Consider the following 19,299-nt stretch of genomic DNA (forward strand, 5'->3'; position numbering starts at 1 on the left):
TTAAGGGCAGCTGTGTCCGATAGCGTCAAGTCCGCCCCCTCTCTTGAGGCTAAAGGACCCAGATGACGCTATAAGTAATATTATCGCCATTTGAGCAGAGTTTCGGACACCAGCGCAGCTAATCCTTATAAAGAGGAGTATATAGTGTGTTTTTTGTGCTGATAGCTGCACTGGGGTCCGATAGCATCGCAAAAGTACGAGAAAGGTGTGTTTAAGGTCAACTGAGTCCGATAGCACGAGTCACATCCGATAGTGCGAGACACATCCGACAGCGCGAGTCACATCACATAGTGCCGAGACACATCACACAGCAACGAGTCACATTCGATAGCACCGAGACACAACAGATAGCGTCAAGTCCGCCCCCTCTCTTGAGGCTAAAGGACTCAGATGACGCTAAAAGCAAATTTATCGCCATTTGAGCAGAGTTTCGGACACCAGCGCAGCTATTCCTTAGGAAGAGGAGCATATAGTGTGTTTTTCGTGCCGATAGCGTCACTGGGGTCCGATAGCATAGCATAAGTGGGGAAAAGGTGTGTTTAAGTGCAGCTGAGTCCGACAGCGTACAAAGGTAGGCGCAATAGCGACCTAATCAAACAACTTGTGCTAGATATCAGCATCGTGAGCGATCAACAAGTTGTGTCTGATATCAGCATCGTAAGCGCGATAGTCGCTTAATCAAACAACTTGTGCCCAATACCAGCATCGTAAGCACAAAAGTCCCTCTAATCGGGGAGGACGCAAAAAGACTGGGGTGCCCCAGCAGCCATTTCATGGCTTTTGAGACACCCCTATAGTTGTGTGAACATGTATGGCTAAGTCCCAAAGGAGAGGATGAATTCATCCTGCCTTGGACGGAAGGATTGTAGATTGATCGTGCAGGGAAAGAATGTATGCCAGGGGCATATCGCGCCCATACTGCTGGATCCATCCAGCCAAGATGGCCTTTATTTCCTCCGGCTTACCTACCATCATAACTGCGGATGAGCTTGTACGGCTGAAGATTTCGTTCATCTGAAATTCCTTCTTTCCCTTTAAGTTTGCTATAATACACCGTATGCACAATAGAGAAAAAGGAGACCAGAAACTTTATGGGAGAACAACATTTGCACAGCAAACCCGAGCTTGATGAAGTGACATTGTCTACACAGCCTGTTTTTGATGGGAAGATTATATCTTTGCAGGTGGACACAGTGAGACTGCCTGATGGAAATACTGCGACACGTGAAGTTGTGAAGCATCCCGGCGCTGTAGCGGTGCTTGCTTTAAACAACAACAAAATGCTTGTTGTAGAGCAATACCGTCAGCCCATGCAACGCACTGAGGTAGAAATTCCGGCTGGGAAGCTGGATAAAGGTGAAGATCCATTAGTTGCGGCTGGTCGTGAACTTCAGGAAGAGACTGGATTTCACAGTGGAGATCTGAAATTGCTTAAATCCTTCTATACTTCTCCCGGCTTCGCCGATGAGATTATTCATTTGTATGTGACTACTAACGCTCAACCAGGGGACATGTCACTGGACGAGGATGAATTTCTAGAGGTTTCGGAGCTTACCCTGGAGGAAGCGTATCAATATATGGCTGACGGGCGCATCGCGGATGCAAAAACGATGATGGCAGTGTACGCTTGGCATCTATACACGCTGACAGGCCAATGGAATTAACAACTGAACTGAAGAGTTTCTATTGCGATTTGCATGTTCATATTGGACGAACGTCGGAAGGTCAGGCTGTCAAAATTAGCGGCAGCCGCGAGCTTACCTTTGCGGGCATTGCCAAAGAAGCTGCAGAGCGCAAGGGACTAGAAATGATCGGTATTATAGACAGTCATTCACCTGGCGTACTGCGGGATATTCAGCGCTCTTTGGAATCTGGAGAGATGACGTTAGCTGAAGGTGGAGGGATTGCTTACCGAGGGACTACGATCATTCTGGGGACAGAGATTGAAATCCGCGAGCCTGGGCGAAAAGAGTGCCATGTGCTCGCTTACATGCCGGACGTGGAACGCATGACCGACTTTAGTGCGTGGATGAGCCGCTATATGCGGAATGTGAATCTAAGTTCCCAGCGCCTGTATGCTCCGGCTAGGGAGCTTCAGGATGAGATTTACGGGCGGGGAGGCATTCTTATTCCTGCACATATTTTCACGCCTCACAAGGGCTTGTACGGCTGTGCAGCCGAGCGTATGGCGGACATCTTTGATCTGGACCGCATAGCTGCGGTTGAACTTGGGCTGAGTGCAGATTCCGAAATGGCTGGATATCTCTCTGAACTGGATGATTTCACGTTTCTAACCAACTCAGATGCGCATTCACTGGGTAAGTTAGGGCGTGAGTATAATGTGATGGAGCTGGCACGGCCTTCGTTCGCTGAACTGCGGCTTGCACTGGAACGTAAAGATGGACGGAAGGTAATTGCAAATTTCGGACTTAATCCACGGCTTGGCAAATACCACCGGAGCTATTGCGGGGGCTGCGGCAGTATTATTGATGAGGCTTATGTCAACGCGGATCGTTGCCAATATTGCGGCAGTCTTAAGCTGGTTAGAGGTGTCTTCGACCGGATCCTAGATATTGCTGACCGCAAGACGCCGATAGTGCCTGCTGACCGTCCACCCTATCATTATCAGGTTCCGCTTGAATTTATCCCGGGGTTAGGGAAGGCGAAGATGAACGCGTTACTGCAAGCATTTGGAACTGAGATGAACATTTTACATGGTTGTGGTGAAGCGGAAATTGCCAGCGTTGTAGGTGCGGATCTGGCGTCGATGATCGTCCAGGCCCGCTCTGGCATTTTGGAGCTATCAGCAGGCGGTGGCGGGACGTACGGTAAAGTGGTACAGCCCAGAAAGTAGAGTCATTACCTAAAGGACAAGTCATATCGCGGGACGTTTTCTCATATGGTGTAACATGTAACCGGAAAGGGGAACGTCCCAAATGCGTAATTTACGGCTGATGATGAAGGAACAGACGCCTCTGTATATTTTTGTCGGCGTATTATTTCTGGTAGGTGTTGTATTTGGAGCTCTTATCGTTAGTGCGCTTACGATGGATCAGCAGCAGGAGCTGGGGGATTATCTGGGGAATTTCTTTGTTACGGTTGATCAGCAAGGTCTGCCAGCCGCACCTGATTCGTACTGGAGTATAGCAGCCTTGAATCTGAAATGGATCGGACTGATCTGGATTCTTGGGTTGTCGGTCATTGGGCTGCCGGGAATTTTGATTCTTGATTTTTTAAAAGGGGTACTGATCGGTTTTACGGTTGGCTGTCTGGTCAGTCAATATTCTTGGCATGGGATGTTGTTCGCGTTAGTTTCTGTGGCTCCACATAATCTGGTGCTGATCCCTGTGCTGCTGGTTAGCAGTGCAGCTGCGATAGCTTTTTCCTTGCAGATGATCCGCAGCCGGGTGATGGGACAACGCCGGACGCCAGTGACTCGTCCTTTTACCATGTACACTATATTGTCATTTGTGATGGCGCTTTTGATCCTGGGTATTTCATGTTTTGAGACCTGGGTTACACCAACCATGATGCGTTGGGTCACGCCTTCACTTGTACAAGCGGTGACGACCTTGACTGTGCAGTAAAAGCGTTTGACTTCTGAAAGCGACACCCCCTATAATGGAAGAAGTGGTTTGAAGACCGGTGCGGTAATTATCCAAGGGGGAGGGAGACAGGTGGAAGCACGGATAGACAAGATTAAGCAACAGTTACAATCCCAAGGATACAAGCTTACACCCCAACGGGAAGCGACCTTAAGAGTGCTGCTGGAGAATGAGGAAGATCATCTTAGCGCGGAAGACGTATTTATGCTCGTGAAGGAGAAAGCTCCCGAGATTGGTCTTGCGACTGTGTATCGTACCCTCGAACTTCTCAGTGAGCTACATGTCGTAGAAAAGATCAATTTCGGCGACGGTGTAGCCCGGTATGATTTGCGAACAGATACTGCGAAGCATCATCATCATCACTTAATTTGTGTGCAATGCGGCAGTATGGATGAGATTCGCGAGGATTGGCTCGGTCCGCTGGAAGAGCGACTGGAGAAAGAGTTTAATTTCACAGTGCTTGATCATAGACTTGATTTCCATGGGATTTGCTACCGCTGTACTGATAAGAACAATACAGACGGAAATCCATCCTAAGTTATCTTATATTAAGAATTAACTTCACAAGTCCTCCCCGGTTCCTATACCGGAGGGGGCTTTTTAAATGATTAGTCTATTAGAGCCATACATATCAGCCTTTTTTGGAGCATAAAATGAAGGACGAGCAGAATTCATTTATATGTAATAGGAGGCGTCCTTATGATTGTTTCTGTGCCCAAAACAGTGCGTAAGCTGTATTTTATGATCATGTTTGTGGCTCTAAGCTATTTACTCTACTATGCTGTGAGCTGGCTAGGGGAATGGCTTAGTCCGATAGAGAACTATGGAATTCCTGAAGGCACTGCTGTTCGGGCATTTGATCACGCCGAGGTTGGTGATGATGGTCTGGATGCAAGGCAGCGCTTACGTTTCTATTACTGGTTCGGAGAATGAAAGCTCCGCAGGAAGCAGGAACAAGCGAGAAGAATGTCGAAGAAAGCTAGGGTGGATTTATGCAGAGTAAGAGTTGTGTACACATCTGCTGAAGCCTCATGCTGAATGTGCTGCAGGAAGACACTAAGAGTAGCTGCGCCAGGACAGGAGCGTGAAATAATGAAGTCACACTTGCAGCCTTTTTTACATTATTTGTCCGGAGATAAAGGCTTGTCCCCGAATACACTGGAATCTTACGGTAGGGATGTATCGCAGTTTCTAGAGTTTGCTGAAGAGCGGGGGGCTGAACAGCCTGAAGAAATCCGAAGATCTCATGTGATGTTATATCTTGGCTCCTTACGCGGAGCGGGAAGAGCCACTGCAACGCTCAACAGAAACGCGGTGTCCCTGCGGGCCTTTTTTCATTATTTGTTGAAGGAACGTTTAATTGAGCAGGATCCAACACTGGACATGGAAACCATGAAGCCTGATAAGAAGCCACCTATGGTGCTTGCGGTTTCGGAGGTTGAGCGGCTGCTGGCTGCTCCAGATGTGAGTACAGCACAAGGGATGCGCGATAAGGCAATGCTGGAATTGCTCTACGCAACGGGAATAAAGGTTTCTGAATTGATTTCTCTTAACGTAGACGATGTGCATACGGACATGAAGTTTGCGCGCTGTACAGGGACTTCGGGCAAGGAACGAGTGGTTCCCATTGGAACCATTGCTGCTGAGAGTGTAGCAGCTTACACTTCTCTTATGCGGGACAAGCTGCTTCGTGGTCATCAGGAGGAGCCGGCCATGTTCCTGAATAGCCTAGGTGGGCGATTAACCCGCCAGGGGTTCTGGAAAATCATAAAGAAATACGCACGGGAAGCAAACATTGAGCAGGATATTACACCGCATACGCTTAGGCATTCCTTCGCCGCCCATTTACTGGAAGGTGGAGCAGATTTGCGTTCCGTACAACAAATGCTGGGTCATGCTGATATTTCGACGACTCAGATTTATAACGGTATCGCCCGTAAGAATATGAAGGAAGTATATGAGAGCCATCATCCCAGAGCTCGCTGATCATGCTTCAAAGATGCTTTTTGTGAGTAAGATAGTTATGATGGAATCATACTTATAGGATAGACTGGGGAATGGGTAATTTTCCACAGGTTATCCTTTGGCAGAAACGGATACCTGACAGGCGATACATTGTATCGCTAGCTACGGAAGCATCTGACTTCCGGGAGAAGGTACAGCCGTTTCTTCTTGTTGGTGCAAACGAATGAACTAACGATCTATATTAAAAAAGGAGTGAAGACAATATGTCCTCATTTAAACGAATTGGTTTTATTGTTCTGGATAGTGTAGGTATCGGAGAAGCTCCAGATGCTGCGAATTTTGGTGATGCGGGTTCACATACGCTTGGTCATATTTTGAACCGTGTTCCCGGATTGAAACTCCCTAACCTACAGCAGTTAGGATTAGCTAATATTGCTCCGCTGCCGCCGCTTGAACCTGTAGCTTCACCAACAGGATATTATGGCAAGATGCAGGAAGTATCTGTCGGTAAGGATACGATGACCGGGCACTGGGAGCTGATGGGGCTGAAGATCGAGGTTCCATTCAATACGTATCCGGATGGATTTCCGGCAGAATTGATTGAGAAATTCGAAGCAGCAACTGGCCGGAAAGTGATCGGTAATAAACCAGCTTCCGGTACGGAAATTCTAGTTGAATATGGCGAAGAGCAGATGAAGACCGGAGCTTGGATTGTCTACACCTCTGCGGACAGTGTATTCCAGCTTGCGGCACATGAAGATATCATTCCACTGGAAGAGCTATACAGCGCATGTAAAATCGCCCGTGAGCTAACTATGGCTCCAGAATTCTCCGTAGGGCGTGTTATTGCTCGTCCTTATGTTGGCGAACCAGGAAAGTTCGTACGGACCTCAAATCGCCATGATTATGCCGTGAAACCACCGGAACCAACGGTAATGAATTCGCTGGCTGATATCGGAAAAGATGTTATTGCGGTAGGAAAGATCAACGATATTTTCACAGGTGAAGGGGTTACAGCTTCTTACCCTACGAAGAGCAATGAACATGGTATCGAAGTTACCATACAGCAGCTTCGCCAACCGTTCAATGGCTTGCTGTTCACGAATCTGGTGGATTTTGACTCTTTATATGGCCACCGTCGCGATCCGGAAGGATATGGTCATGCACTGGAAGTATTCGATCAGGCGCTGCCTGAAATTCTATCCACGCTTGGTGAAGATGACCTGTTGATTATTTCAGCAGATCATGGGAATGATCCAATCCATAGCGGAACAGATCATACTCGTGAATATGTGCCACTGCTTATTTACAGCCCACGCCTTAAGCATCCAGATAGCTTAGGTATTCGTGAGACCTTCTCGGATGTTGCCGCAACCATTGCTGATAATTTCGGTGCGAAGGCGCCGCAGTATGGGACAAGCTTTTTAGCGAAACTGCAATAAAAGGATGTGGGTTGCGCCACAACATTCATTAAGGAGGATCATCCATAGCATGTTAACTCAAAAAGAAATTCAAGAAGCAGCCATTTATATAAAAGACAAATGTCCGGTGGCTCCGGAAATTGGATTGATCCTTGGTTCAGGACTCGGTGTGTTGGCAGACCTGATCACCGATGGAATCAGCATTCCATATGATGAGATTCCTCACTTCCCTGTGTCCACTGTAGAAGGGCATGAGGGAGAACTGCTGATCGGTATGATTGAAGGACGCCGTGTCGTGATGATGAAGGGCCGCTTTCATATGTATGAAGGATATGGACCGGAGGTAACGGCATTCCCTGTTCGGGTTATGAAAGAACTTGGTATAGCCAGCCTATTAGTAACTAATGCTGCTGGTGGAGTGAACACAGATTTCACGCCGGGCGATCTTATGCTCCTTACGGATCATCTGAATATGACGGGTCGGAACCCGTTAATAGGACCTAATGATCCTGCACTGGGCGTGCGCTTCCCGGATATGTCAACCGCTTATAGTCGCCGCCTAATTAAGGTAGCGAAGGAAACGGCAGCGCAGCAGAATTTCGAATTCAAAGAAGGCGTATATGCAGGTCTGCTGGGACCTTGCTACGAAACACCTGCTGAAATCGTAATGCTTCGTCATCTAGGGGCTGACGCTGTGGGCATGTCTACTGTGTCGGAAACCATTGTTGCCCGTCATGCAGGTATCGAGGTATTGGGTATCTCCTGTATTACTAACATGGCTGCGGGAATTCTGGATCAACCTCTCAACCATGAAGAGGTTATGGAAACTGCAGACCGTGTGCGTGAGCGTTTCCTGAAGCTAGTGTTGGGCTTTATTCCGAAAATGTAATTTCGGGTACTGCATTTTGAATTTTTGGGAGGTCCAATCTATGACACAAGTGAATGAACTTGAGCCATTGACGTTTGAACAGATAATGAAGGTAACTAATTTGACTAGACCAAAATTTATCGGACTTGCTCGCGCAATTGTCCGTGAAGTGCAGGTGTAATATGAGAGCTGTCGATATTATTCAGAAAAAAAGAGATGGTGGAGAGCTGAGTCGTGAGGAAATTTCCTTTCTAATTCAGGGCTACAGTAAAGGTGAAGTGCCTGATTATCAGCTCTCTGCTTGGGCAATGGCTGTTTATTTTCAAGGCATGAACGCGCGGGAAACCGGCGATCTAACGATGGAAATGGCGATGTCCGGCGATCAAGTAGATCTTAGCCCAATCGCAGGTATTAAAGTCGATAAACACTCCACAGGTGGAGTGGGCGATAAAACAACTGTAGTATTGGCACCCTTGGTAGCTTCTGCTGGAGTACCGGTAGCGAAGATGTCCGGTCGTGGACTTGGGCACACTGGAGGCACGCTCGATAAGCTGGAGTCAATCAGTGGTTTCTCTATCGAGATGGCTCGTGAGCGTTTCTTTGACCAAGTAGGGGAGATCGGGGCTGCCGTGATCGGTCAGTCGGGCAACATTACACCCGCAGACAAAAAGCTGTATGCCCTTCGGGATGTAACTGCAACAGTTGAATCCATCCCCCTTATTGCAAGCTCTGTGATGAGCAAGAAGATTGCAGCAGGTGCGGATGCGATCGTGTTGGATGTCAAAACAGGCAGCGGTGCTTTTATGAAGACGCTGGATGATTCTATAGCACTCGCTCAGGCGATGGTTGACATTGGAACGCATCTGGGTCGCAATACCGTTGCAATCATCAGTGATATGGACCAGCCGCTTGGTTACGGGATCGGAAATGCGTTGGAAATTAAGGAAGGAATCGAGACCTTGAAGGGTCATGGTCCAAAGGATCTACAGGAGGTCTGTCTTATTCTGGGCAGCCAGATGCTTGTTCTTGGCGGCAAAGCCAAGGATGAAGCGGAGGCACGTTCGATTCTTATGACGCATATTGAAGATGGCAGTGCGCTAGAGAAGTTCAAACAAATCGTGAAGGCACAAGGTGGAGATGTATCGCAAATTGATTCTCCGGAGAAGCTCCCTACTGCTAAGCGATTCATTGAAGTGAAGGCGAAAACGAAGGGGTTCATAGAAGGTATTCAGGCCGAGGAAATTGGCGTTGCGGCTATGCTGCTTGGAGCTGGACGTGAAACTAAGGAATCCGTAATCGATCTGGCTGTGGGGATTCAACTTTCCAAAAAGGTTGGAGATGCTGTAGAGATCGGCGAGACGCTTGCAGTCTTGCATATCAACGATGCCAGCGAGAAGAAAGTAGAGGAAGCTGAAGGTAAGGTGTTAGAAGCCTACCGTATCACTTCTGAACCTGTTCCTGCCCAACCTTTGGTATTTGCACTTGTTACTAAAGATGGGGTAACACGGTACTAGTCAAGGTAATATAATTATTGTCATGGTTAAGGCTGTAAACAGACAACAAAGCAGCGATCCTCCCATAACGGGAAGATCGCTGCTTTGCGTTTTGTTCAATGGGTACATATTTATAACTGGTTATTGATCTTATTGAAAATCTGCGAAGCCCCGCTGCTTGTATTACATAATACGACCACAGTCTCGCCACTAGCTGGATAGATAGCCGACCGGTAGGAAACACCGGGATCATAGCCCATAATGTGAAATTTGAACACTTTTTCTTCGTGGAGGGTAATCCATACACCATAACCATAATAGCCTTCGCCCTCCACATGTACATGAGGAGTAAGCAATAATGAAGTGAGTACTGGACTCAATAATGTATGGTTCATTAACCCGCTCCAGAATAGCTGCAGGTCGGGGGCAGTGACAAAAGCTCCACCGTCAGCGCCTCCTTTTACCGGGATTGAATAGATGTTGGTTCTCCAGTTCCCGTTCTCTTCCTCTATGTATCCTAGTGCACAGTTGGCAGGTAAGGCATCTAACGTAAAGTAACCGGATTGCTCCATTCCGCAAGGCTTAAAGATGTGATGCTCTATATAATCGGAAAAAGACATTTCACTCAGTTCCTCCACCAGAAGGCCTAGCACGATATAGCCGGCATTGTTGTAGTGGAAACGTTCGCCCGGGGTCCACATCATGGGAAGGGTTCGGAACATCGGCACAAAATCCTCAAGCTGTCGCAAGGTGTACATAGGCCGTGCCTTCCACAGGTCCTCGAAATCATCCATAATTGTTTCATCAAAATAATCCGGAATACCAGAGCTATGCGTAAGTAGCTGATGAATGGTGATGTCAGGACTAAAGAGAGGGAACTCTACCTTTTTAAGATAATCTATTAGTTTACTTTCAAAAGAAATCAATCCCTGATCGACCAGCTGGCAGACAGCAATCGCGGTAAATATTTTACATCCGGAAGCAATGCCGAACCGGGTATGAATATTGTTTTCGCGCTTATCCGACTTATTGGCATAACCGTAACAGCTGCTGCTGACTTCTTTATCATGTTGTTGTACCAGCACTACACCAGAGAAATTGTTCTGTGTAGCTTCTGCTTCAATACAATCTGCAAGGTGGTTCATCTGTATATTCACTCCTCTATAAGCAGTTAAGTTCTTAAATAGCATTCGTTAAAATCTTCCATTTTCCTTTAAAGTGGATCAAATGAATACGAAAAAATTGGAAATACTTAAAATTTGAAATAATTTTTGATCTCCCCTATAATAAAAATGCTCTGCAACTACTGCTGGGCTTTTTTTAATTGACAACAACATTACTTCTTGGGATAAATTATTATAGTTATTTACTTAGAAATGGAATAATTTCCACCCTTTCTGACGAAACTGGAACACAGTACCTGTGATATGAAGGTTAACGTTCAGGAGGGGAACCATTGTGAGAAAAATGCGTTTTGCTGTGCTTGTGCTCTGTATCGTTGTGTCGGTTCTAGGACCGATGTCAGGTGCTTATGCTGAGGAAAAAAGCAAGGATTCTGGCAGTAATGCTGCCGCTGTAGATCTTGCGCCTGGTGCGCGTTCTGCGATTTTGATGGATGCAGGCACCGGCACTATTATTTATGAAAAGAACAGCCATGATAAGCTGCCTCCCGCAAGTATTACGAAGATTATGACGATGCTGCTTACGGTGGAAGCACTGGATGAAGGAAGACTGCAACTGACGGATAAGGTGCGCACGAGTGAATATGCCGCATCGATGGGCGGATCGCAAATTTTCCTGGAGCCTGGTGAAGAAATGTCGGTGGATGAGATGCTTAAAGGCATCGCTATGGCCTCCGGTAATGATGCATCTGTGGCGATGGCAGAGAAAATAGCGGGTTCGGAGAGCGCTTTTGTCGATCTGATGAATAAAAGAGCGGAAGAGCTGGGTCTGAAAGATACCCACTTTGCCAATTGCAACGGTCTTCCAGCTGCTAATCACTATTCCTCAGCCTACGATATTGCGGTAATTAGCCGGGAGCTTTTAAAGCATGATAGAATTATCAAATATACCGGCTCCTATCAGGATTATCTGCGTAAGGATTCCACCAAACCATTCTGGTTGGTAAACACGAACAAGCTTGTACGTTTCTATACAGGCGCTGATGGACTGAAAACAGGATATACCGCTGAAGCAAAATTCTGCTTATCCGCTACGGCTGCAAGAGACGGTCTGCGTGCTGTTGCTGTTGTGCTGGGTGAGCCGAACACGAAGACACGTAACAGTGAAGTGTCGGGCATGTTTGACTATCTCTTTTCGCAATATAAGATCCACACTATTCACAAAGAAGGGGACGCTATTGGTACCCTTAAGATTGAGAAGGGTGTGAAGTCCGAGCTGCCGATTACGGCGAAAGAGACGTATAGTGTTCTTTTGAAAAAAGGTGTGACGCAAGAAGGCATTCGTCACGAACTAGTACTTCCAGAAAGCGTGAAGGCACCAGTGGCTGAAGGCCAGTCCATAGGCAAGCTGGTTGTCTACCAAGGAACCCAAGTGATTAAAGAGTATGAACTTAAAGCAGGGGAAGCTGTGGCAAAAGCAGGCTGGTGGAAGCTCTTTAAACGTACAACAGGCTCGATGTTCGGCATGGATTAAAAAGAGCTTTTTTGTAGATTGCGCCCATGTGCTTTGTAGATTCATAGGGGTTTTCTTCTAGTTTTGTCGTGAGGCAGGATTCCTGATTTGCCACGTAGAAACCTTGTCCTTGAAGAGAATGGGTACTGTCTCTTAAGGCCAAGTTTTCAAAGCAACGAAGAGGAGAGTGGCAAGCATGAATTCTAATGTGGAAATGGAGCATCACAGGGGTGTGCTGATTGTCCGTTTATCTGGGGAACTCGATCATCATGCCGCCGATTTTGTAAGAATGGATATGGATGAAGCGATTATGCGGGGTCAGGTATCGCATTTGATCCTTAGTCTTAAGCATCTGCAGTTTATGGACAGTTCGGGTCTCGGCGTAATTCTGGGAAGGTATAAACTGATCCATAGTAAAGGCGGCAAAATGGTGGTGTGTGATGCAACGGCACCTGTGAAGCGACTTCTGGAAATGTCAGGCCTGTTCAAGATCATGCCCCTATATGACGACGAGAGTACTGCACTCTCGGATTTGGAGGTTGCGTTATGACAAATGGTAAGGCTGGTAACTTCATGAACGTGCAGTTCGCTGCACTCTCGGAGAACGAATCATTCGCGCGTGTAGTTGTAGCGGCGTTCGTTTCTAGGCTTGATCCTACAATGGACGAGCTGAATGATCTGAAGACAGTCGTGTCGGAGGCGGTCACCAATTGTATTATTCATGGGTATGATAGTGATCCGGAAGGTATTGTGACTATTTCAGCTTCGCTGGACAACGAAACGGTACATTTAACCATTGAGGATCAGGGACGGGGCATTGAGGATTTGGAGCTGGCACAACAGCCGCTATATACCTCAAAGCCAGAGCTGGAGCGGTCGGGCATGGGCTTTACCATTATGGAGAATTTCATGGATGAATTTGAGGTCACTAGTGAACCGGGACACGGCACTTCGATCTCAATGAAGAAAACCATCGTTTCGAAAAAAGCTTTATACAATTAGGGGTTGGAGCCATGGATGCAGAGTCAAAAAAAGCTCCGCCGACCTATTTGGACGATGCGGAGGTCAAACGTCTTATCGCGCTCAGTCAGGCCGGAGATAATCTTGCCCGGGACACACTAGTTAGCTGCAATATCCGGTTGGTCTGGTCGGTAGTGCAGCGGTTTATGAACCGCGGGTATGAACCTGACGATTTGTTCCAGATCGGTTGCATCGGGCTCTTGAAGTCCGTTGATAAGTTCGACCTCAGCTATGAGGTCAAATTCTCCACTTATGCCGTGCCGATGATCATTGGCGAGATTCAGCGTTTCCTTCGCGACGATGGAACCTTGAAAGTTAGCCGTTCTCTTAAGGAGATGGCTAATAAGGTCCGCAAGATGAAGGATGAAATGTCTAAGACGCTGGACCGTCTGCCTACCATCGGTGAAGTTGCTGAGGCACTGGGAGTTACGCCTGAAGAAGTGGTATTTGCTCAGGAAGCTAACAAGCCACCGACCTCGATTCATGAGACTGTGTTCGAGAATGATGGTGACCCGATCACGCTGATTGATCAAATCGCTGACGAATCACAGGAACGCTGGTTTGATAAGCTGGCACTGAATGAGGCTATCGGAGGTCTCAGCGAGCGTGAACGGCTGATTGTTTATCTTCGATATTACCGTGACCAAACGCAGTCAGAGGTTGCTAGTCGCCTTGGGATTTCTCAAGTGCAGGTATCCCGGCTGGAGAAGAAAATATTGCAGAATATCCGCGAGCAGATTGCTCAGTAGATAATGGCTAAAATGTAAAGACGCTTGCGAAATAGCGAATAGGAAGAAAAAGCCGCCCCGAAAAGGGGGGGCTTTTTATGTGGAGGGAATCTCAATATGCATTCACTTGGCGACAAGGATATGACCTCATGGTCTATTGACATGGAAGCAAATTTGCTGACAATGTCGAATGTTTTGGAGAATTGGGTGGACTGTTCAGATCATGCTTTACCGCATAACCCCAATTTTTTACGTGAATATGTGTACGGTGAGGATCTTGAACGGTTTGATGCGTATATAGATAAATTATACTCTGGTCACCTATGTAATCTTGAGTATCGTATGCAGTTACCTGCAAAAGCGCTGAAGTGGGTTCAAAGTATAGGCACGCCCGTTTTTAATCAAGAGCATAAGGTTTGTAGAATAGATGGCGTAATCATAGATATCACGGAACAAAAAAATGCTCAAGCCCAGTTAGAGAGTAGCTTTTCTCTGTATCAGCAGATGTTTGCTACGATCGATGTGGCGATTTGGTCTTACGATTACGTATCACGGAAAATGTTATTCATATCGGATGCCATTTTCAATATCACGGGATATTCACCAGAACAGGCGAAGGAAGATGACTTTTGGCTAAGAATTGCTCCTAAAGAAGAGCGGCCTTTAATTCAAGAGATTATAACTACAGTGGGGCAAGGAATAAGCAATCTTAGTGAATATCGGATCATCCATGCCAGCGGTGAACTCCGATGGGTCCAAGTCAGGATCATTCCCAGTATGGATGAGACAGGGGCAGTGGTACGGCTCAATGGGATCTTAATCGACCATACGGAAAAAAAGCAGATGCAAGAGGTTCTATTAAAAAGCGAGCAGCGCTACAAATCCCTGTTTGACCATAACCCAGATATCGTGTGTGAATTGGATCTGCAGGGCAGCATTGTAGCTATCAATCCAGCGGCAGATCAAATTACTGGAGAAGCTTTTAATAGATTCGGAGAAAACTTATCCATTGTGAATTTATTTGGTGCAGAGAATTCGCATATGATGTCTGATTATTTTGAGAAAACGGTTGGCGGAGTTCTGCAGCATTACACGGTTACTTCTGTCCGCGAGAATGGATTAGTTAACCATTGGTCGATGAAAAACATCCCTGTACATGAAAACAATCAAATTGTGGGTACCTTTGTTATCGCAAGAGATATCACTGCATCTGTGGAGGTGGAAAAGCGGCTGGCTCAGCGGGAGGCGGAGTACAGGCTTATTACAGAGAATATGGAGGATATGATTGGGGTTCTGGATCAGCAAGGGAACTTCATTATTGCTTCGTCCTCTTGTGAGAAAATTATTGGTCTTCCTGTTGGTTCAATAAAGAACACAACCATTTTGGAGTATATTCATCCTGATGAACAAGAAGTGTTGCGGGAACAGATCTTGGATATTTTTCGGACAAAAGTATGTAAGATGTTTTACAATCGGTTTATTCACATCAAAGGTCACATTATAGATCTGGAATGCTTGGGTACACCTGTTCTTGGTGAGGATGGAGAAGTAGTTAGTATTGTGATTGTAGCGAGAGACATTACAAAAAGGGTCCAGATGGAGAGTGAACTTAGAGAAAGCGAGGAACTCAATCGGCTGCTTATTGATATGTCACCTGAAGCGGTAGTACTCCATAGTGAATATAAATTCCTTTATGTGAATTTTTCCTGTTTAGGATTGTTTGGAGTTTGCAGTGAGGATCAATTGATTGGCACCTCTATTTTTAATTGGGCCCACCCAGACTATATAACGCTGGCTAGAGATCGGATGCGTGAAATCTATTATGGACCCAATCGGATATTAGCTCCTATTGAACAAAAGGTCGTGCGGTCAGATGGATCTATTATCGATGTAGAAGTAACAGCTAGCTCAATTCTATATAAGGGTAAGGTTGCATGTATCTCTATCTTTAGGGATATCAGTGATCGGAAAAAAATTGAGGTGGAAAGACAGCTTACAGAGCAGATCATTCGGAACAGCGAGGAAAGGTATTTCAACTTACAGATGAGTCTTGATCAATTCTCGCAAGATTTGTTTGGTGCGATGAAGATCAGTCACATGGAACAACGATTACTAAAAGAAGTTAGAGAAGTCTTGCGGGTTACCAATATTTGTATGGTTGAAGTTGAAGATAACCATGATAAAATATGCGAGATTATTGAGACAGAGCGGGGCTATTCACTTAAGATCGGAGAGTTCCGAAGAAAAAGCTATATTCTATCCATTAATGAGAAGTCTATTTTATTAGAAATAAGTTCTGTTCGAGTGTGGCTGAAGACGATTACCCGTTATGTTAGTGTGTTATTTGATAATTTTTTGCTCATAGAAGATCTAACTAAGGACCTTGAGTTAGCGGCTTCCGAGCAAGCTCCGACATGGTTATTACGCTTTATGTTTAATTTATCCGAGAATGAACGCAAACGGCTTGCTCAAGATTTACATGATTCAGCACTTCAAGAACAGATCATCTGGTATCGTAAGCTTGATAATTTTTTAAGTGATAAATCCGTTACGGGGGAACTAAAGGAGCAGTTAGAACAGATCACAGAAGGTTTACTCGATGTTATCTATGAACTGCGGATTATCTGCAATGAGCTTAGGCCACCAGCATTAATCAATGAGGGGCTTGCTTCCTCACTTGAGACATTGTTTGAATTTGCTCAGTTGCGGAACGACTATCAGATATATTTTGAGTCAAACGCTTTCAGGCATAAGTTAAAAGACGAGATTCTAATAGGTCTGTACCGTATTGTGCAGGAACTTTTGGCTAATGCAGCTAAACATTCCTGTGCCACAGAAGTACGTATCTCCTTAGCTAGTGAAGGGCAACAGGTGCTTTTGGATTATGAAGATAACGGAATTGGAATGAGCCTTTTAGGAGAGGATTCTATTAAGAGTATGGGGATTTATGGGATGAAAGAAAGGGTTCGCAGTATGGATGGGACCATACGATTTCTTTCGCCAGAGAATAAGGGATTAGCTGTCTTTATATCCATACCTGCAGATTAATCATGGGGCATAATAAGGGGATAGGGGTGTATTAGGCATGATTCAAATTTTGTTAGTGGACGACCATCCCTCTGTCATGGAAGGGACTAAGATGATACTGGAACAAGAGGGAGATATGAAGGTTACCCTAGCCAATTCAGCCCATGAGGCGCTTAACATGGTGGGTAGCCATACGTTTGACGTGATGTTGTTTGATCTTCATATCGCTGATGGGAATGGGATTGATTTGGCGAAGGAAGTCTTAAAAATAAACGCAGACGCGATTATCTTAATCTATACCGGATACGAAATTACTAACAAATTTAACTTGATGATTGAATCGGGTCTGTTTGGGTTTATTTCAAAAACGACCAATAGAGAGCAGTTGGTTGCAGCAGTGCGTTGTGCTTTAAGGGGAGATGTCATTTTGCCTCATACCCTAGTTAAACAGTTAAGAAAAGTATCATCTAAAGGAATGGAGATTAATGTTGACCAAGCAAACCCGAAGATAAGCAAAAAAGAGCATGAAATGCTGACAGAGATTGCAAAAGGAAAAAGCAACAAGGAAATAGCAGAGATTGTACTTATGAGTCAACGATCGCTGGAATACAGTTTAACGAGTCTGTTCCAGAAGCTAAATGTGAAATCAAGAATTGAAGCGGCAATAAAAGCTAAACGACTGGGCATATTGAAGGAGTCCGATTTCAACAATTCACTATGAAAATTCGTAACAAACAAATAGATCAAAATCCCATTCACGGTTCTGTGAGGCGGGATTTTTTGGTCTGCGCTTTTTTTGCGGGATGACGCAATATTTTTGCGTGGTCGCGCTATTTTTTTTCGGTTACCTTAATCTGCTTACCGTATATGATGAAATAGTTCCTAAGAATTACTAAAAAATGACTAACGCCAATGAGGGGCTGAAGAAAATGAAGTGGTTTTATAATTTAAGAACAGCAGTGAAGTTAATCTCCGCATTTCTGTTAGTATCCGCAATATTGTGCTTTGTAGGATTCTATGGAATTACGAATTTGAGTAAGATGGACCGCTCTATCGTGGACATGTATGAAAACCGCTTAACACCTATAGCTTATCTGGGAGAAGCGAATGAACTATTTTTAACAAATAGAATCAATATCCGTGATATAAACACGATGGCTAAAACAGTGGCAGAAAAGAAAGAATACGAAGATAAAATACATAAAAACGTTCAAAGTATTGAAGAGATCATGGGTAAATATAGCAAGACTGCGTTGAGAGCTGAAGAATTAGCCATAATGAAGGATTATCCTGAGATCTGGAAACGGTATATCACAAGCCTGGATGAGGCTATTGAATTAAATAATACAAATATTAGTAATGAGAAATATACAAATTTTTTGCTTGTAAGTGATTTGCAAACAGCTACAACAGAGCTGACTGACTTTCTGCAAAATTTAATAGACATCAATATGAAGCAGGCTCAAGGTTCGATTGTTAATGCCAATGACCTTTATCAGTCCTCTCGTTTGATTACGTTTAGCGTTACTATTGTTGCGCTGCTCATCAGTATTGGTCTGGGTCTTCTAATATCGCAGATCATAGCACGGCCTCTAAATCAAGTAATGCGCCTGCTAGGTAAAGTGGCTAATGGTGATTTAAGCGAAACGTCGAATCTGGAATCTAAGGACGAGATTGGAATGCTAGCTTATTCTGTTAATGAAATGGTTCTGAACCTAAGACGAACTGTGAGCGGCATTTCTTCTTCTGCGGAAAGTGTCTCAGCTGCTGCACAGCAAATCTCAGCAAGTACAGAGGAAGTAGCTAGTGGAAGTATGAGTCAAGCTAGTGCAGCACAAACGATGAATGAGTTGTTCCGAGAATTATCTGCGGCGATTAATTCAGTAGCCCAGAGTGCTGAACAGGCCTCTGAGCTTTCAGATCAAACGATGCGTATCGCTCAAGATGGAGGGATCGTGGTTAAGAACTCCGTACAAGGAATGGCAGTACTGGATACTCAAATGTCTAGACTTGCGGAAGATTCCGATAAGATTGGTGAGATTATTGCGGTGATTGAAGATATTGCCCAACAGACAAATCTGCTAGCCCTGAACGCAGCGATAGAAGCGGCCCGCGCAGGTGAACAAGGTCGAGGTTTTGCCGTTGTTGCGAATGAAGTAAGAAAGTTAGCTGAGCGGAGCAGTGGGGCTACGAAACAAATCACGGGCATTATCAAAGAAATGCAGAAGAATACGCAGCATAGTGTAAATGCTGTAGTAGAAGGAGTAGCTTTTTCACAAAAAAATGGAGAAGCCTTTGAACATATCCTTACGATGGTGAACGATACCGCTCATAAAGTAACAGAAATTGCGGCTGCCAGTGAAGAACAGGCGGCACAATCATCTGAGGTGATGTTCTCAATTGAGAGCATATCCGCCGCAACTGAAGAAATGGCGGCAAGCAGCAGTGAAACGGCAACGACGGCCAATGCTTTGGCTCAGCTAGCAGAAGAGTTAAATAGTCTGGTATCAATTTTTAAAGTTAAATAAACAGTGTCAG

Annotated in this window: 18 protein-coding genes; 16 read left to right on the forward strand and 2 right to left on the reverse strand. The window is 45.3% G+C overall.

What is annotated here, in order from left to right:
- Positions 1-840: 840 nt before the first annotated feature.
- Positions 841-1,014 carry a hypothetical protein gene (locus NST45_RS06200; RefSeq protein ID WP_155288161.1) on the reverse strand — a complete coding sequence of 58 codons (174 nt, stop codon included), beginning with the start codon at positions 1,012-1,014 and terminating at the stop codon, positions 841-843.
- Between the two features lie 77 nt (positions 1,015-1,091).
- Between NST45_RS06200 and NST45_RS06205 the strand changes: the two genes are divergently transcribed.
- From NST45_RS06205 to NST45_RS06245, 9 genes are all read left to right on the forward strand, one after another.
- Entirely contained in the window at positions 1,092-1,664 is a 573-nt protein-coding gene (locus NST45_RS06205; RefSeq protein ID WP_036676048.1) for an NUDIX hydrolase, read from the forward strand.
- Positions 1,655-2,854: an endonuclease Q family protein gene (locus NST45_RS06210; RefSeq protein ID WP_076213637.1), complete on the forward strand. Its 1,200-nt coding sequence runs from the start codon at positions 1,655-1,657 to the stop codon at positions 2,852-2,854. The genes NST45_RS06205 and NST45_RS06210 overlap by 10 nt, the downstream gene beginning before the upstream one ends.
- Positions 2,855-2,936: 82 nt before the next feature.
- Positions 2,937-3,587, forward strand: a complete 651-nt coding sequence (spoIIM, locus tag NST45_RS06215) for a stage II sporulation protein M (protein ID WP_036676050.1) — start codon at positions 2,937-2,939, stop codon at positions 3,585-3,587.
- Between the two features lie 90 nt (positions 3,588-3,677).
- Positions 3,678-4,142 carry a Fur family transcriptional regulator gene (locus tag NST45_RS06220; protein ID WP_036676051.1) on the forward strand — a complete coding sequence of 155 codons (465 nt, stop codon included), beginning with the start codon at positions 3,678-3,680 and terminating at the stop codon, positions 4,140-4,142.
- Between the two features lie 162 nt (positions 4,143-4,304).
- A complete protein-coding gene (locus NST45_RS06225; protein ID WP_076213632.1) occupies positions 4,305-4,538 on the forward strand; it encodes a DUF4227 family protein in 234 nt (77 codons plus the stop codon).
- A 159-nt stretch (positions 4,539-4,697) separates the two neighbouring features.
- A complete protein-coding gene (xerD, locus tag NST45_RS06230; RefSeq protein ID WP_076213629.1) occupies positions 4,698-5,591 on the forward strand; it encodes a site-specific tyrosine recombinase XerD in 894 nt (297 codons plus the stop codon).
- A 242-nt stretch (positions 5,592-5,833) separates the two neighbouring features.
- A complete protein-coding gene (gene deoB, locus NST45_RS06235; protein ID WP_076134750.1) occupies positions 5,834-7,012 on the forward strand; it encodes a phosphopentomutase in 1,179 nt (392 codons plus the stop codon).
- 49 nt (positions 7,013-7,061) lie between these two features.
- Entirely contained in the window at positions 7,062-7,880 is an 819-nt protein-coding gene (locus NST45_RS06240; RefSeq protein ID WP_036676055.1) for a purine-nucleoside phosphorylase, read from the forward strand.
- Between the two features lie 161 nt (positions 7,881-8,041).
- Positions 8,042-9,373: a pyrimidine-nucleoside phosphorylase gene (locus tag NST45_RS06245; RefSeq protein ID WP_036676056.1), complete on the forward strand. Its 1,332-nt coding sequence runs from the start codon at positions 8,042-8,044 to the stop codon at positions 9,371-9,373.
- A 110-nt stretch (positions 9,374-9,483) separates the two neighbouring features.
- On the opposite strand, the gene NST45_RS06250 is transcribed toward NST45_RS06245, so the two are convergent.
- Entirely contained in the window at positions 9,484-10,497 is a 1,014-nt protein-coding gene (locus tag NST45_RS06250) for a serine hydrolase (RefSeq protein ID WP_076213625.1), read from the reverse strand.
- Between the two features lie 373 nt (positions 10,498-10,870).
- Here NST45_RS06250 and NST45_RS06255 point away from each other — a divergent pair, with 373 nt between their 5' ends.
- The 7 genes from NST45_RS06255 (at position 10,871) to NST45_RS06285 (ending at position 19,289) form a co-directional block, all read left to right on the forward strand.
- Positions 10,871-12,007 carry a D-alanyl-D-alanine carboxypeptidase family protein gene (locus tag NST45_RS06255; RefSeq protein ID WP_235219379.1) on the forward strand — a complete coding sequence of 379 codons (1,137 nt, stop codon included), beginning with the start codon at positions 10,871-10,873 and terminating at the stop codon, positions 12,005-12,007.
- Between the two features lie 175 nt (positions 12,008-12,182).
- Positions 12,183-12,536: an anti-sigma F factor antagonist gene (spoIIAA, locus tag NST45_RS06260; RefSeq protein WP_036676057.1), complete on the forward strand. Its 354-nt coding sequence runs from the start codon at positions 12,183-12,185 to the stop codon at positions 12,534-12,536.
- Positions 12,533-12,988: an anti-sigma F factor gene (spoIIAB, locus tag NST45_RS06265; RefSeq protein WP_036676058.1), complete on the forward strand. Its 456-nt coding sequence runs from the start codon at positions 12,533-12,535 to the stop codon at positions 12,986-12,988. Before spoIIAA ends, spoIIAB begins: the two co-directional genes overlap by 4 nt.
- An 11-nt stretch (positions 12,989-12,999) precedes the next feature.
- Positions 13,000-13,755 (forward strand): RNA polymerase sporulation sigma factor SigF, encoded by a 756-nt coding sequence (gene sigF / locus NST45_RS06270; RefSeq protein WP_036676059.1) that lies wholly within the window; start codon positions 13,000-13,002, stop codon positions 13,753-13,755.
- A 96-nt stretch (positions 13,756-13,851) separates the two neighbouring features.
- Complete coding sequence (locus NST45_RS06275) at positions 13,852-16,782, forward strand: PAS domain S-box protein (protein ID WP_076213621.1); 2,931 nt, start codon at positions 13,852-13,854, stop codon at positions 16,780-16,782.
- A gap of 37 nt (positions 16,783-16,819) precedes the next feature.
- Positions 16,820-17,482, forward strand: coding sequence for a response regulator transcription factor (locus tag NST45_RS06280; protein WP_036676060.1), 663 nt, complete (start codon positions 16,820-16,822; stop codon positions 17,480-17,482).
- Positions 17,483-17,690: 208 nt separating this feature from the next.
- On the forward strand, positions 17,691-19,289 hold the full coding sequence (locus tag NST45_RS06285) for a methyl-accepting chemotaxis protein (protein WP_038572471.1): 1,599 nt from the start codon (positions 17,691-17,693) through the stop codon (positions 19,287-19,289).
- Positions 19,290-19,299: the final 10 nt, after the last annotated feature.

The sequence above is a fragment of the Paenibacillus sp. FSL R7-0163 genome (assembly GCF_037969975.1).
In the GTDB taxonomy this organism is placed as follows: Bacteria; Bacillota; Bacilli; order Paenibacillales; family Paenibacillaceae; genus Paenibacillus_AQ; species Paenibacillus_AQ odorifer.